Here is a 14,262-nt window from a genome sequence, read left to right as displayed (position 1 = left end):
CAGATTTCCGCTCCAGCTACCCCCGATTCCGCGCCCCTGGCGCCCCCGCCCATGAAGCTGTCCGGCCTCGAACCGGTCGCCATCGGCGAGGGCACGCTGTTCGTCAACATCGGCGAGCGCACCAACGTCACCGGCTCCAAGGCCTTCGCGCGGATGATCCTGAACGGCCAGTTCGAAGAGGCCCTGGCCGTCGCGCGCCAGCAGGTCGAGAACGGCGCCCAGGTGATCGACATCAACATGGACGAGGCCATGCTCGACAGCAAGGCCGCCATGGTCCGCTTCCTGAACCTGATTGCCAGCGAGCCCGACATCGCGCGTGTGCCGGTGATGGTCGACAGCTCGAAGTGGGACGTCATCGAGGCCGGCCTGCGCTGCATCCAGGGCAAGGGCATCGTCAACTCCATCTCCATGAAGGAGGGGGTCGACAAGTTCAAGCACGAGGCCAAGCTGGTGCGCCGCTACGGCGCCGCCGCGGTTGTCATGGCGTTCGACGAGAAGGGCCAGGCCGACACCTACGCGCGCAAGGTCGAGATCTGCGAGCGGGCCTACCGCATCCTGGTCGACGAGGTGGGCTTCCCGCCGGAAGACATCATCTTCGACCCCAACATCTTCGCCATTGCCACCGGCATCGAGGAGCACGACAACTACGCGGTCGACTTCATCAACGCGGTGCGCTGGATCAAGCAGAACCTGCCGGGCGCCAAGGTGTCGGGCGGCGTGAGCAACGTGAGCTTCAGCTTTCGCGGCAACGACCCGATGCGCGAGGCCATCCACACCGTGTTTTTGTACCACGCCATCCAGGCGGGCATGGACATGGGCATCGTCAACGCGGGCATGGTGGGCGTGTACGACGACCTGGAGCCCACGCTGCGCGAGCGCGTGGAAGACGTGGTGCTCAACCGCCGCCCTGACGCCGGCGAACGCCTCGTCGAAGTGGCCGAAACCGCCAAGAGCGGCGCCAAGGACGAAAGCAAGCGCCTCGAATGGCGCGGCACGCCCGACAACCCGGTGCACGTCAACCAGCGGCTGTCGCACGCGATGGTGCACGGCATCACCGACTTCATCGTCGAAGACACCGAAGAGGCCTACCAGCAGATCCTGGCCAAGGGCGGCCGTCCGCTGCACGTGATCGAAGGGCCGCTCATGGACGGCATGAACATCGTGGGCGACCTGTTCGGCGCCGGCAAGATGTTCCTGCCGCAGGTGGTGAAGTCGGCGCGCGTCATGAAGTCGGCCGTGGCCCACCTGCTCCCCTACATCGAGGAAGAAAAGCTGCGTGACGAGGCGGCGGGCCGCGACGTGCGCACCAAGGGCAAGATCATCATCGCCACCGTCAAGGGCGACGTTCACGACATCGGCAAGAACATCGTCACCGTCGTGCTCCAGTGCAACAACTTCGAAGTGGTGAACATGGGCGTGATGGTCCCGTGCCACGAGATCCTGGCGCGCGCCAAGGTCGAGGGCGCGGACATCGTGGGCCTGTCGGGCCTGATCACGCCGAGCCTGGAAGAGATGCAGTTCGTGGCCGGCGAGATGCAGCGCGACGACCATTTCCGCATCAGGAAGATTCCGCTCATGATCGGCGGCGCCACCACCAGCCGCGTGCACACGGCCGTGAAGATCGCGCCGCACTACGAGGGCCCCGTGGTCTACGTGCCCGACGCCTCGCGCAGCGTGAGCGTGGCGCAGAGCCTGCTGTCCGACCAGGCCGCGGCCTACATCGACGAGATCAACGCCGACTACGACAAGGTGCGCACCCAGCACGCCAACAAGAAGCAGGTGCCGCTGTGGCCGCTGGCCAAGGTGCGCGCCAACAAGACGCCCATCGACTGGTCGAACTACACGCCCCCCGTGCCCAAGTTCATCGGCCGGCGCGTGTTCAAGAACTACGACCTGACCGAGCTCGCCAAGTACATCGACTGGGGCCCGTTCTTCCAGACCTGGGACCTGGCCGGCCCGTTCCCCGCCATCCTGAAGGACGAAGTCGTCGGCACCGAGGCCGTGCGCGTGTATGCCGACGGCCAGCGCATGCTCAAGCGCCTGATCGAAGGCCGCTGGCTCAGCGCGGCCGGCATCGTCGGCTTCTGGCCCGCCAACACGGTGAACGACGACGACATCGAGCTCTACACGGACGAGACGCGCAGCGAGGTGGCGCTCACCTGGTACGGCATGCGCCAGCAGACCGAGAAGCAGGTCATCGACGGCGTGATGCGCCCGAACCGCTGCCTGGCCGACTTCGTCGCGCCCAAGGCCAGCGGCCTGAAGGACTACGTGGGCATGTTCGCCGTCACCGCCGGCCTGGGCGTCGAGAAGAAGGAGAAGTACTTCATCGACGACCTGGACGACTACTCGGCCATCATGCTCAAGGCCCTGGCCGACCGCCTGGCCGAGGCTTTCGCCGAGTCGCTGCACCACCGCGCGCGCACCGACCTGTGGGGCTATGCGGCCGACGAGGGCCTGAGCAACGACGAGATGATTGCGGAGAAGTACCGCGGCATCCGCCCCGCGCCGGGCTATCCGGCCTGCCCCGACCACAGCGTGAAGGGCCCGATGTTCGACCTTCTGGCCTGCGCGGACATTGGCATGACCCTGACGGAAAGCCTCGCTATGATGCCCGCCGCCAGCGTGAGTGGTTTCTACCTGAGTCACCCCGATGCGACGTACTTCAACGTCGGCAAGATCGGGCACGACCAGTTGCAGGACCAGGCCGCGCGGCGCAAGCAAAGCGAAGCCGAGCTCGAGCGCCTGCTGGCGCCCAATCTTTGAAGGTCCTTTGAACCTGCCGGCCGGCGTGGCCGCCCGGCACCGGGAGTTGTTATTCAGAAGCTGATGTTTGCAGCCGCGCACTACGCGGCATTGGCGGTCTTCGTCTTCAGCTGCTGGGGTTATGGCCGCGCACTGCTGGCCCGCCTGGCGCCACCGCCGCGCCGCGACCTGGGGCTCGAAGCGGCCATGGCCGTGGCGCTGGGCGTGGGCCTGTTCATCTGCGCCTTCCAGGCGCTGGCCATCTTCGGCGCCTTCAAGACCGGTGCCACCGTGGCCCTGGTCGCCGCGGGCTTCGTGGCAGCGGCGGTCCAGCTGCCACCCTGGCTTCTCCAGCGGCGCGCCCTGCGCGCCAGCGAGCCTGCCGCGGCGCCGTGGACCTACGTCGAGCGCGTCGCGATGATCGCGCTGGCCCTGGTCGCGATGCCCGCGCTGGTCGCGCCGCTGGCCCCGCCGATCGCCTTCGACGAGCTGATGTACCACCTGCCCTATGCCCGCCAGGTGGCGCAGCAGGGCGCGCTGGGCATCCACGACTGGTTGCGCTACCCCTGGTTCCCGTACAACTACAACCTGCTCTATGCCGCCGCGCTGCAGGTGAGCGACGACGTGCTGCCGCACTTTCTCAATGCCCTGGCCGGTGCGCTGTCGGTGACGATGATCTACCGGCTGGGCATGCTGCACGTCAACCGGCTCACGGCCTGCATCGGCGCGGCCATCTGGCTGGGGCTGGGCGACTATTCCAACGCGCTGATCGACATGGGCGTGGCGCTGTTCGTGCTGTCGGCCTGCGTGGCGCTGTGGTGGTGGCGCGAGTCGGAGCCGGGCCTGCCCGCGGGCATCGGGCGCGGGGCCCACGGCGGCCTGCGCTGGCTCGGCGTGGCCGCGTTCTTTCTCGGCGTGGCGGCCGGCTCGAAGTACCAGGCGCTGATCTTCCTGCCGCTGGTGGCGCTGTTCGTCGTTCGCCGCGAGCGCCGTCCCAAGGCCTGGGCGCTGGTGTTCGGCTGCTTCCTGCTGCCGTGCGTGTACTGGTACGCGCGCAATGCCGTCATGACCGGCGACCCGTTCAATCCCATCGGCGCGCGGGTGTTCGGCTTCACCGAATGGACGCCGGCCGACTACGTGCAGCAGGTGGCGGACGTGCGCGATCACGCGGCGCTGCCCAACGCGCTGCTCTGGGCGGTGTTCTTCGCGCCGTTCAGCGTGTGGTGGAAGCGCTCGGCCGCGGTGCGCGCCGCCGGCTGGTTCTGCCTGTACTCGGTGGTGGTGTGGGTCGTGACCTCGCGCTACCCGCGCTACCTGACGGCCTCGTTCCCGCTGCTGGCCGCCATCGCGGCCATCGGCTGGCAGGTGCTGTTCGGCTGGGCCGCGGGGTGGGTGCGGCGCCTGTTCGGTGCGCGGGAGAAGTCCGGCGCAATGGACAAGGGGGCCACAGGTGCCATGAGCCGCGACACCGCGCGTTCCGGCGCCCGCATGGCCGACTGGGTGCCCGTGCTGCTGCTGGCCGTGCTGGCCGCCGTGTCGGTGCGCCAGACCGCGGTGAAGGTCGCGATGATCTCCGTCACGCCCGAGGCGCGCGAGGCCTTGCTGCGCCAGCACGTGCCCGGCTACGCCGTCATGGACTACCTGCGCCGCAACGCCACCGGCCGGGTCTACCAGATCGCGCTGAACGAGGCCATCTACTACGGCCCCAACCCCATCTGGGGCGACACCCTCGGGCCGTGGCGCTACACCGATTTCGGGGCCCTGTCGGGCGGTGACCTGGCACGCAAGCTCGGCGGCCTGGGCTTTACCGCGGTCGTGCTGCCGAACTATGTGGTGCCGGTGTTCAGCGCGCGCGTCGACTTCGACAGGTACTTCGCAGTGCAGTACGAGAAAGACGGCAGCCGGGTCTACCGTATCCTTCCTGTCGCACCATGACCGACATCGAAGCCTTCGCCTCCCACCGCAGCAACGCGCTGCGCATCGCCGTGGTCATCCCCTGCTACAACGAGGCGCTGGCCATCGCCCAGGTGGTGACGGGCTTTCGCGCCGCGCTGCCCGAGGCCCGGATCCACGTCTTCGACAACAACTCGAGCGACGACACGGCATCCGTCGCGCGCGCGGCCGGCGCCGTCGTCACGCACGTGGCCTTGCGCGGCAAGGGCAACGTGGTGCGGCGCATGTTCGCCGACGTCGAGGCCGACGTGTACGTGATGGTCGATGGCGACGCCACCTACGACGCCGGCGCGGCCGGCCGGCTCATCGAGCGCCTGGTGGCGGACAACCTCGACATGGTGGTCGGCAACCGCGTGGACGACGGCCACGACGCGCACACCTACCGCGCCGGCCACCGCCTGGGCAACCGCATGCTCACCGGCGCGGTGGCGCAGCTGTTCGGCGGTGCACTCACCGACATGCTCTCGGGCTACCGCGTGTTCTCGCGGCGCTATGCCAAGTCGTTCCCGGCGCTGTCGCGCGGCTTCGAGACCGAGACCGAACTCACCGTGCACGCGCTCGAACTGCGCATGCCCTACGCCGAGGAAAGCACGGCCTACAGCACGCGCCCCGAAGGCTCGGTGAGCAAGCTGTCGACCTACCGCGACGGCTGGCGCATCCTCAAGACCATCTGCAAGCTGTTCGTGAGCGAGCGGCCGCTGCAGTTCTTCTCGATCATCGCGGCGCTGCTGGTGCTGCTGTCGATTGCGCTGGTCGTGCCGCTGCTCATGACCTATCTGCACACCGGCCTGGTGCCTCGGCTCCCCACGGCGGTGCTGGCCACCGGTGCGATGCTGGGCGCGATGCTGTCCTTCGTGTGCGGCATCGTGATGCATACCGTCACGCTCGGGCGCCAGGAGGCCAAGCGGCTGCGCTACCTGGCGATTCCCGGGGTGCGGGAAAGCGCTTCGCGCATTGCGCAATGAAGATCGGGCGCGAGTTCCTCTCCTTCGCCGTGGGTGGCGTGATCGGCTTCGTCGTCGACGTGGTGTTGCTCTACCTGCTGGCGCCGCTGCTGGGCTGGTATGGGGCGCGCGTGGTGTCGTTCCTTGCGGCGGCCACCACCACCTGGGTGTTCAACCGGCGCTACACCTTCGCGGCCAGCGCATCGGCGGGCGGCGCATCGGTCTGGCGCGAGTACCTGGCCTACCTGTCCACCATGGCCGCCGGCGCGGTGCTGAACTACGGCGCCTATGTGCTCGTGCTGCATTGGGTGGAGGGCCGCTGGGCGGCCGCCGTCGGCGTGGCGGTGGGCAGCCTGGCCGGCATGAGTGTCAACTTCCTGTCGGCGCGCTACCTGGTCTTTCGCTCGCACCGCGGCGGCTGAGGCCGCCGGGCGCCAAAGCCTTCAGGGCGCTCAGTGCGCGCCTGAAACCACCACCGGAATCTCTGTCGCGGGCGGCGTGTTGCGGCTGCGGCCCGAGCGCACGATGCCGTCGATCATCACCATGCCCACGCCCGGGATGTCGCCCAGCTGCACGCTTTCGAGCAGGCCCGCCGCCGGCGAGTGCTGCGCACGGTCCATGAAGACGAAGTCGGCATCGCGGCCCACTTCGATCAGCCCGCAGTTCAGCCTGCGGATGCGCGCCGTGTTGCCGGTGGCAAAGCAGAACACCAGCTCGGCCGGGATGTTCGCGATGGACGACAGCATCGCCACCATGCGCAGGATGCCCAGCGGCTGCACGCCCGAGCCCGCGGGCCCGTCGGTGCCCAGGATCACGCGGTGCGGGCACTTCAGTTCCAGCGCCGCCTTGGCCGCGGCAATGGCCACCTTCTCGTTGCCGTTGTGCACGATCTCGATGGCGCGCGTGCTCTTCTCGCACAGCTCGCACACATGCGCCTCGGGCAGCGAGGTGTGGCCGCCGTTGATGTGGCCGATGATGTCGGCGTCGGCCTCGAGCACCACGTCCTTGTCGATCAGGCCCGAGCCCGGAATCGACGGGCCGCCCGTGTGGATGGTGCTCTGGATGCCGTACTTGCGCGCCCACGCCACCATCTCCTTGGCCTCGTAGCCGGCCTTGACCGAACCCAGGCCCACTTCGCCCAGCAGGCCCACGCCGGCTTCGGCGAGTTCCTTGAAGTCGCTCTCGACCATGCCCTTCTCGATGACCGGGGCGCCCGCCAGCACCTTCACGCCGCCGGGGCGGAAGTTGTCGAAGGCGCGCTGCGCGGTGATGGCCAGCGCCTTCAGGCCGACGATGTCTTTCGGGCGGCCGGGCAGGTGCACCTCGCCGGCCGAAATCATGGTCGTCACGCCGCCGTGCATGGTCGAGTCGATCCAGCCGATCTGGCCCTGGCGCGGCGTCCAGTCGCCGAACACCGGATGCACGTGGCTGTCGATCAGGCCTGGCGCCACGCAGGTCTTGCGCGCATCGATGACGGTCTGCGCGCCTTCGAGGTCGCAGTCCTTTTCCTTGCCGACCGCCACGATCAGGCCGTCGTTCACCACGATGGTGTCTGCGTCGAGGATGGGCTTGTCGATGTCGCCCGAGAGCAGCAGCCCTATGTTCTTGATGACGACCTTGCCCGACTTGCCGCCGGCTGCGATTTCTGCCATTTCGATGTGTCCTCGTGGGGTGGGGGAGTGGTGTTGTTGTCTTGCGGCTCTTGCAGCTGCTCGTCTGCGCGCACGGTGCGCAGCAGCGTCTCGATCACGAAGTCTTCCCAGTGCGTCACGGCTTCCGGCGACTCCATCGGCTCGCCGAGGAAGGCGGTGAGCGTGTGACGGTTCGAGGTGTAGAAATAACCCGTGGACGCGATCAGCAGGTAGATGTCGCGCGCCACCAGGTCCTTGCGGAACAGGCCCTGGGCCGCGCCGCTGGCCAGGATTTCCGCAAGGATCGCCACCGCGCGCGACGAGTACTCGCGTGCGCGCAGCGACTTCGAAATGTGCCGGCCCTTGTGCAGGTTCTCGGTGTTCAGCAGCGTGACGAACTCGGGGTTCTTGCGGTAGTAGCCCAGCACGAAGCGGATGACTTCGGTGAGCGCCTCCACCGGGCGCGACACGTCCAGCGCGATGGCGGCCTCGGCGTCGTCCATGCGCTTGTAGATGCCTTCGAGCACCGCAATGAACAGGCCTTCCTTGCTGCCGAAGTAGTAATAGATCATGCGGTCGTACGACTTGGCGGCCTTGGAGATCTTCTCCACACTGCCGCCGTCGAAGCCGTACTTGGCGAACACCTTGGTCGCCGATTTCAGGATGCTGTCGCGCGTGGCCTGGGCCGCCGCCTCGCGCACGCCGGTGCGGCGCTGGGGCTTGGTCTTGGGTGCGGAGCGGCTGTCGGCCATCGGGCGCGCGAGGTCCTGCTTATTTCTCGGCGAAGGCGCGCTCGACCACGAAGTCGCCCGGCGTGCTCGTGTTGCCTTCCTTGAAGCCGCGCTTCTCCAGAATGTGCTTCAGGTCGACCAGCAGGCCGGGGCTGCCGCACAGCATGACGCGGTCTTCCTCGACATTGAGCGGGGGCAGGCCCAGGTCGTCGGTGAGCTTGTTGCTCTCGATCAGGTCGGTGATGCGGCCCTGGTTGCGGAACTCCTCGCGCGTGACCGTGGGGTAGTAGAGCAGTTGGTTGGCAATCATCTCGCCCAGGATCTCGTGCTTGGGCAGGTGGTCGGTCACGAGGTCGTGGTAGGCCAGCTCGTCGACCTGGCGCACGCCGTGCACCAGGATGACCTGTTCGAACTTCTCGTAGGTGTCCGGGTCGCGGATGATGCTCATGAACGGTGCAAGGCCGGTGCCGGTGCCGAACAGGTACAGGCGCTTGGCTGGCAGCGTGTAGTCGATCAGCAGCGTGCCGGTGGGCTTGCGGCCCACGATGATGGTGTCGCCCACCTGGATGTGCTGCAGCTTCGAGGTGAGCGGGCCGTCCTCGACCTTGATGCTCAGGAACTCGAGGTGCTCCTCGTAGTTCGGGCTCACGATGCTGTACGCGCGCAGCAGGGGCTTGTTGTTGACCTTCAGGCCGATCATCGTGAAATGACCGTTCGAGAAGCGCAAGGCCGGGTCGCGCGTGGTGGTGAAGGTGAACAGGCGGTCGGTCCAGTGGTGGACGCTGAGGACGCGTTCTTCGCTGAATGCACTCATACGGAACTCAAGAGTTGGTTGGAAACAAGGGAGGTTGGCTGAGCCGACGTGCACGCCCTTGGGGCGAAAACAGTCGGCCGGCTCCGAACCCTCCATTGTCGTTGGTCGGAAAAACCCCGATGGATACCGCGAGAAAACACCATTGCAAGCATCGGGCCCGTTTGCTACATTGATCGCGAATGTAGTGAACGCAACATGAAAGTGTAGGGAATGCTACACAAACGGAAGTCGCTGCACAAGCGGGCAGACGGCACGTTTGTTGCAACGATCCGTGCACCCGATTCGTCGTTCACCCATGCCCGACACGCCCCACGAGATCGCCCCGATGACAGAACACACCAAGACAGATGGCCTCCCCGGCATGGACATGCCCGTGCCGGCCGAAGCCGGCGCCTTCGGCAAGGCGCCGCTGCGCAACGAGCGCATGAGCACGGCCAAGGTCGAGTGCAACGCCTGCCCGGTGCTGTGCCAGATCTCCGACGGCCGCACCGGCGCGTGCGACCGCTACGCCAACAAGGAGGGCGTGCTGGTGCGCGTCGATCCCGTGGTGCTGCTGCGGCGCACCGTGCAGAGCGAAGCGCCGGCGCTGGTGCCTTTCAATCGTTCCGGCGTCGAAGCCGCGGATGCGGATGCTGCCACCGCCGACCCCGACTGGAACGGCGACCTGCTGCACGCCGACGAGGTCTTCGTCACCGGCGTGGGCTCGTCCACCACGTATCCCGACTACAAGCCCGCGCCCTTCATCGTGGCCTCCAAGGCGCAGGGTGTGGACATGGTCACCGTCGTCACCGAAGGCATCTTCAGCTACTGCAGCTTCAAGGTGAAGATCGACACCGACCGCTTCCTCGGCTCCGAGCAGGCCAACGTGCGCTACCGCGGCGAAGTGGTGGGCCATGTCACCACGGCCGAGTACGGCTCGCAGATGCTGTCGCTCGGCGGCGTGCACCACCTCACCGGCGGCAGCAAGAAAGAGGGCCGCATGACGGCCGAGCTGATGCAGCTGCTGGGCAACAAGAAGGCGGTGGAGTGCACCATCGACGGCGGCTCCACCCTCGTCATCCAGGCCGGCAAGGCGCCCGTCGTCAACGGCGTGGAAGAGCAGCGCATGCGCGTGGGCTGCGGCTCGGCCGCGGTCGGCATCTTCGCGCGCCAGTTCGCGGGCGTGGCCGACGAGGTGGTGGTGGTCGACGACCACATCACCGGCGTGCTCACCGAGCACCAGGCCGGCCGCTGCCTCGACATGGCGCCCTCGGGCATCCAGATGCTGGGCCGCAAGTCGACGCCGGGGCGCTACTTCCAGGTGGCCAACCCGGGCAACGGCTGGGGCGGCACCGACATCGCCGATCCGCTGTCGATCATCGAAGGCTGGGAAGAGGGCGTTGCGCGCCCGGGCTTGCGGCTGCTCATGACATCGACCACCGGCGAGCACGCGCAGTGGTACGTGCTCGACGAGGCGCTCAAGCCGGTCGAACAACCCATGCCGAGCGAAGTGAGGCGTATCGTCGAGCGCATCGGCGAGAACTGCGAACCATCGCTGTGCACCGTGCTGTTCCTCGGCGGTGCGGGCGGCAGCCTGCGCGCGGGCGTCACCGAGAACCCGGTGCTGCTGACGCGCGCCATCAAGCGCGCGCTGGTCAACGTGACGTGCGGCGGCGCACCGGCCTATGTGTGGCCCGGCGGCGGCATCACCGTGATGGCCGACGTCATGCGCATGCCCGACAACAGCTTCGGCACCGTGCCCACGCCGGCCATCGTGGCGCCCATCGAGTTCAGCATGCGGCGCGACGACTACGAGGCGCTCGGCGGCCACATGGAACACATCTTCCCGCTCGAGCAGGCGCTCGCACGCGGTGCGTGGCAGGAAGACGGCGCGCCGCTCGCACGCCAATGGCTCGCGATGGACGATGCCAACCCGTGGCCGCTCGGCCACGCCCCCATGCTGGGCTGATCATGTCTGCCCAACGCACGGCGCTCGACAAGAACCGCTGGCACTTCAACCACGGCCCGATCGACATCGTGGCCGAGGCGCATGGCGACCCGTACGCCGTCGCGGCCGCGCACGACGCGGCGTGGGCGCGCTTTGGCCACGTGCTCGACGAACTGGTGCGCGAGCTGCCGCTGCTGCGCCTGCCCGTCACAGACAGGTTGCGCCCGCGCAGCGTGGTCGCACGCCGCATGTGGGACGCCTGCGCCGCGTTCTCGCCGACCTTCATCACGCCGATGGCGGCCGTGGCCGGGTCGGTGGCGCAGGAGCTCATTGCCTTCTACCAGCGTCCCGGCATCGAGCGCGCCTGGATCAACAACGGCGGCGACATCGCGCTGCACCTCGCGCCCGGCCAGTCGGCGCGCGTGGGCGTGTTTTCCGACCTCGCTCGCTTCGACTGGCGCGACCACGTCGGGGACGCCGGCGGCATCCTCACCACCGACGGCCAGTTCGAACTGCAGGCGGACCAACCGGTGCGCGGCGTGGCCACCAGCGGCTGGCGCGGGCGCAGCTTCTCGCTGGGCATCGCCGACAGCGTGACGGTGCTGGCCCCCACCGCGGCGCAGGCCGACGCGGCCGCCACCGTGATCGCCAACGCCGTCGACGTGGACGACCCGGCCATCGCGCGCCGCCCCGCGAGCGCATGCAAGGACAACAGCGACCTCGGCGACACCCTGGTGACCGTCGATGTGCCCGCGCTGGCCCCCGCGCAGGTGCGCGACGCACTCGATACGGGCGTGGTCTGCGCCAAGGTCCTGCAAAAAGGCGGGCTCGTGTGGGCCGCTCTGCTCGTTTGTCAGGGGCAGTGGCGACTTGTCGAGCCCTTATGCTCCAAGGCGCTCAAGGCAGAGCTGCCAAAGACAGTTGGTTCAGTATTTGCTTAACGAAAAGCAAGGTTCTTTTTCATGATCGAAATACGTCGCGTCTTCACCCATGTCGAGCACATCCACCACGAGTTCGGTCCGCGTGCCGACACGCCGCTGGTGCGCGGTGCCATCGGCGCGGTGCTGACCAATCCCTTCGCCGGCCGCTACGAGGCCGACATCCTGCCCATGATGGCCTTGCTCGACCCCGTGGGCGTCGACATGGCGCACCGGCTGCACGCCGCCATGGACGTGCAGCTCGAGCAGATCGCCACCTACGGCAAGGGCGCCATCGTCGGCGCCGACGGCGAACTCGAGCACGGCGCGCTGTGGCACGTGCCCGGCGGCTACGCCATGCGCGAGCTGCTCGGCTGGAAGGGCGATCGCGCCGCGTACACCGCGGGCAAGGCCGAAGCCAAGACGGGGCAGCCCGGCAATGCGCTTTCCATCGTGCCGTCGACCAAGAAGGTCGGTGCGCCCGGTGCCACGCTCGACGTGCCGCTGACCAACATCAACGCCAGCTACGTGCGCGGCCAGTTCGACGCCATCGAGGTGCGCGTGCCCGGTGCGCCGGCCGCGGACGAGATCGTCTTCATCCTCGCGATGAGCACCGGCTACCGCGTCCACGCACGCGTCGGTGGGCTGCTGGCCAAGGACATCAGCAAGTGGGACGGCCTGCGCTGACCCGTACAGAGACAAGACAAGGAACTCACAGAACATGACCGCCAACATCCGCAAGCTCGTCATCCAGGTCGACGAAACCCGCAAGGAAATGGGCCGCGACGTGTCGCCGCCCACGCGCCGCGCCGTTGCCATCGCCGTCATCGAGAACCCCTACGCCGGGCGCTACAGCGAGAACCTCGACGAGCTCATCGCCATCGGCGAAGAGCTCGGCGCGCTGCTCGGCCAGAAGGCCGTGAAAGCGCTGGGCATCGAGCCCGGCCAGGCGCAGAGCTACGGCAAGGCCGCCATCGTCGGCGAACGCGGCGAGCTCGAGCACGCCGCCGCCATCCTGCATCCCAAGCTCGGCGCGCCGCTGCGCGTGGCGGTCGAGAAGGGCGCCGCGCTCGTGCCTTCGGCCAAGAAGCAGGGCACGCTGGGCACCGCCATCGACGTGCCCCTGGGCCATAAAGACGCCGCCTTCGTGCGCAGCCACTTCGACGCCATCGAGGCCCGCGTGTCCGACGCGCCGCGCGCCAACGAAATCGTGGTCGCCGTCGCCGTCACCGACAGCGGCCGTCCGCTGCCGCGCATCGGCGGCCTGCAGGCCAGCGACATCAAGGGCGAAGACGGTCTGCGCTGAGCCGCCGTTATCTCGCTTCCATCTTCTCGCCACCCTTCACGCCGTTTCCCTTTCTCTTTCGATCCCAAGGAGTTTCCCCATGAACCCATTGCGTCACGTCTTCAGCGCCGCGGCCCTCGCCACGCTGACCACCGCTCTCGTTCCCGCGCATGCGCAGGGCGTGATCAAGATCGGCGAGGTCAACAGCTACAAGTCGCAGCCTGCCTTCCTGGAGCCCTACAAGAAGGGCATGGAGCTGGCCGTCGAGGAGATCAACGCCAAGGGCGGCGTGAACGGCCGCAAGGTCGAGCTCATCACGCGCGACGACAACGCCAACCCCGGTGACGCCGTGCGCGTGGCCGAAGAACTGGTGGCGCGCGAGAAGATCGACGTGCTGACCGGCACCTTCCTGTCGAACACCGGCCTGGCCGTGGCCGACTTCGCCAAGCAAAAGAAAATCTTCTTCCTGGCCGGCGAGCCGCTCACCGACAAGATGACCTGGCAGGGCGGCAACGAATACACCTTCCGCCTGCGCCCCGGCACCTACATGCAGGCCGCCATGCTCGTGCCCGAGGCCGTCAAGCTCAAGAAGAAGCGCTGGGCCGTCGTGTACCCCAACTACGAATACGGCCAGTCGGCCGTGGCCGCGTTCAAGTCGCTGCTGAAGGCCGCGCAGCCCGACGTCGAGTTCGTCGCCGAGCAGGCGCCGCCGCTGGGCAAGGTCGACGCGGGCGCCGTGGCGCAGGCCCTGGCCGACGCCAAGCCCGACGCCATCTTCAACGTGCTGTTCGGTGCCGACCTGTCCAAGTTCGTGCGCGAAGGCAACACCCGCGGCCTGTTCAAGGACCGCGCGGTCGTCAGCGTGCTGACCGGCGAGCCCGAGTACCTCGACCCGCTGAAGGACGAAACGCCCAACGGCTGGATCGTGACCGGCTACCCCTGGTACGGCATCCAGACGCCCGAGCACAAGGCCTTCTTCCTCGCGTACCACGAGAAGTACAAGGACTATCCGCGCCTGGGCTCGGTGGTCGGCTACAGCATGATCAAGTCGGTCGCGGCCGGCATCGCCAAGGCCAAGGGCACCGAAACGCCCAAGCTCGTGGCCGCCTTCAAGGGCCTGCAGGTCGACACGCCGTTCGGCAAGATCAGCTACCGCGCCGAAGACCACCAGTCCACCATGGGCGCCTTCGTCGGCAAGACGAAGAACGACAACGGCAAGGGCGTGATGGTCGACTACACCTACTTCGACGGCGCCAAGTTCCAGCCCACCGCCGCCGACGTCAAGAAGTCGCGCGCCGCAGACTGACCCTCTTCC

General features: G+C 67.7%; 12 protein-coding genes. 9 read left to right on the top strand and 3 right to left on the bottom strand.

Translation table 11 applies throughout. From position 1 onward, the window contains the following. Positions 1 to 51 precede the first annotated feature (51 nt). From metH to AC0IYU_RS06480, 4 genes are all read left to right on the top strand, one after another. Positions 52 to 2,766 carry a methionine synthase gene (gene metH, locus AC0IYU_RS06495; protein WP_472114300.1) on the top strand — a complete coding sequence of 905 codons (2,715 nt, stop codon included), beginning with the start codon at positions 52 to 54 and terminating at the stop codon, positions 2,764 to 2,766. Positions 2,767 to 2,829: 63 nt separating this feature from the next. Beyond that, a complete protein-coding gene (locus AC0IYU_RS06490) occupies positions 2,830 to 4,680 on the top strand; it encodes an ArnT family glycosyltransferase (RefSeq protein WP_472114297.1) in 1,851 nt (616 codons plus the stop codon). Continuing rightward, complete coding sequence (locus tag AC0IYU_RS06485) at positions 4,677 to 5,663, top strand: glycosyltransferase (protein WP_472114295.1); 987 nt, start codon at positions 4,677 to 4,679, stop codon at positions 5,661 to 5,663. Before AC0IYU_RS06490 ends, AC0IYU_RS06485 begins: the two co-directional genes overlap by 4 nt. Further along, a complete protein-coding gene (locus AC0IYU_RS06480) occupies positions 5,660 to 6,064 on the top strand; it encodes a GtrA family protein (protein WP_472114293.1) in 405 nt (134 codons plus the stop codon). The genes AC0IYU_RS06485 and AC0IYU_RS06480 overlap by 4 nt, the downstream gene beginning before the upstream one ends. 30 nt (positions 6,065 to 6,094) lie before the next feature. On the opposite strand, the gene AC0IYU_RS06475 is transcribed toward AC0IYU_RS06480, so the two are convergent. The 3 genes from AC0IYU_RS06475 to AC0IYU_RS06465 are packed head-to-tail and all read right to left on the bottom strand — an operon-like array spanning position 6,095 to position 8,818. Further along, a complete protein-coding gene (locus AC0IYU_RS06475) occupies positions 6,095 to 7,294 on the bottom strand; it encodes an amidohydrolase family protein (RefSeq protein WP_472114290.1) in 1,200 nt (399 codons plus the stop codon). Beyond that, positions 7,240 to 8,025, bottom strand: a complete 786-nt coding sequence (locus tag AC0IYU_RS06470; protein WP_472114287.1) for a TetR/AcrR family transcriptional regulator — start codon at positions 8,023 to 8,025, stop codon at positions 7,240 to 7,242. Before AC0IYU_RS06470 ends, AC0IYU_RS06475 begins: the two co-directional genes overlap by 55 nt. Positions 8,026 to 8,044: 19 nt before the next feature. Next, entirely contained in the window at positions 8,045 to 8,818 is a 774-nt protein-coding gene (locus AC0IYU_RS06465; protein ID WP_435488123.1) for a ferredoxin--NADP reductase, read from the bottom strand. 325 nt (positions 8,819 to 9,143) lie between these two features. Between AC0IYU_RS06465 and AC0IYU_RS06460 the strand changes: the two genes are divergently transcribed. From AC0IYU_RS06460 to AC0IYU_RS06440, 5 genes are all read left to right on the top strand, one after another. Beyond that, on the top strand, positions 9,144 to 10,766 hold the full coding sequence (locus tag AC0IYU_RS06460) for a 6-hydroxynicotinate reductase (RefSeq protein ID WP_472114283.1): 1,623 nt from the start codon (positions 9,144 to 9,146) through the stop codon (positions 10,764 to 10,766). A gap of 2 nt (positions 10,767 to 10,768) precedes the next feature. Then, the gene (locus AC0IYU_RS06455) at positions 10,769 to 11,686 is read left to right on the top strand and encodes a UPF0280 family protein (protein WP_472114280.1); all 918 of its coding nucleotides are present in this window, start codon (positions 10,769 to 10,771) and stop codon (positions 11,684 to 11,686) included. A gap of 21 nt (positions 11,687 to 11,707) precedes the next feature. After that, positions 11,708 to 12,349, top strand: a complete 642-nt coding sequence (locus tag AC0IYU_RS06450) for an amino acid synthesis family protein (RefSeq protein WP_472114278.1) — start codon at positions 11,708 to 11,710, stop codon at positions 12,347 to 12,349. A gap of 34 nt (positions 12,350 to 12,383) precedes the next feature. Next, positions 12,384 to 12,968 (top strand): amino acid synthesis family protein, encoded by a 585-nt coding sequence (locus tag AC0IYU_RS06445; RefSeq protein ID WP_472114276.1) that lies wholly within the window; start codon positions 12,384 to 12,386, stop codon positions 12,966 to 12,968. Positions 12,969 to 13,047: 79 nt separating this feature from the next. Further along, positions 13,048 to 14,253, top strand: a complete 1,206-nt coding sequence (locus tag AC0IYU_RS06440; RefSeq protein ID WP_472114272.1) for an ABC transporter substrate-binding protein — start codon at positions 13,048 to 13,050, stop codon at positions 14,251 to 14,253. Positions 14,254 to 14,262: the final 9 nt, after the last annotated feature.

This window comes from Variovorax sp. AC103 (assembly GCF_979254005.1).
This window is presented reverse-complemented; position numbering and strand designations above follow the sequence as displayed.

Coding starts and splice junctions, on each gene's coding strand:
- metH (WP_472114300.1), top strand. CDS start 52: ATGAAGCTGTCCGGCCTCGAACCGGTCGCCATCGGCGAGGGCACGCTG.
- AC0IYU_RS06485 (WP_472114295.1), top strand. CDS start 4,677: ATGACCGACATCGAAGCCTTCGCCTCCCACCGCAGCAACGCGCTGCGC.
- AC0IYU_RS06470 (WP_472114287.1), bottom strand. CDS start 8,025: ATGGCCGACAGCCGCTCCGCACCCAAGACCAAGCCCCAGCGCCGCACC.
- AC0IYU_RS06455 (WP_472114280.1), top strand. CDS start 10,769: ATGTCTGCCCAACGCACGGCGCTCGACAAGAACCGCTGGCACTTCAAC.
- AC0IYU_RS06450 (WP_472114278.1), top strand. CDS start 11,708: ATGATCGAAATACGTCGCGTCTTCACCCATGTCGAGCACATCCACCAC.
- AC0IYU_RS06480 (WP_472114293.1), top strand. CDS start 5,660: ATGAAGATCGGGCGCGAGTTCCTCTCCTTCGCCGTGGGTGGCGTGATC.
- AC0IYU_RS06475 (WP_472114290.1), bottom strand. CDS start 7,294: ATGGCAGAAATCGCAGCCGGCGGCAAGTCGGGCAAGGTCGTCATCAAG.
- AC0IYU_RS06465 (WP_435488123.1), bottom strand. CDS start 8,818: ATGAGTGCATTCAGCGAAGAACGCGTCCTCAGCGTCCACCACTGGACC.
- AC0IYU_RS06445 (WP_472114276.1), top strand. CDS start 12,384: ATGACCGCCAACATCCGCAAGCTCGTCATCCAGGTCGACGAAACCCGC.
- AC0IYU_RS06460 (WP_472114283.1), top strand. CDS start 9,144: ATGACAGAACACACCAAGACAGATGGCCTCCCCGGCATGGACATGCCC.
- AC0IYU_RS06440 (WP_472114272.1), top strand. CDS start 13,048: ATGAACCCATTGCGTCACGTCTTCAGCGCCGCGGCCCTCGCCACGCTG.
- AC0IYU_RS06490 (WP_472114297.1), top strand. CDS start 2,830: ATGTTTGCAGCCGCGCACTACGCGGCATTGGCGGTCTTCGTCTTCAGC.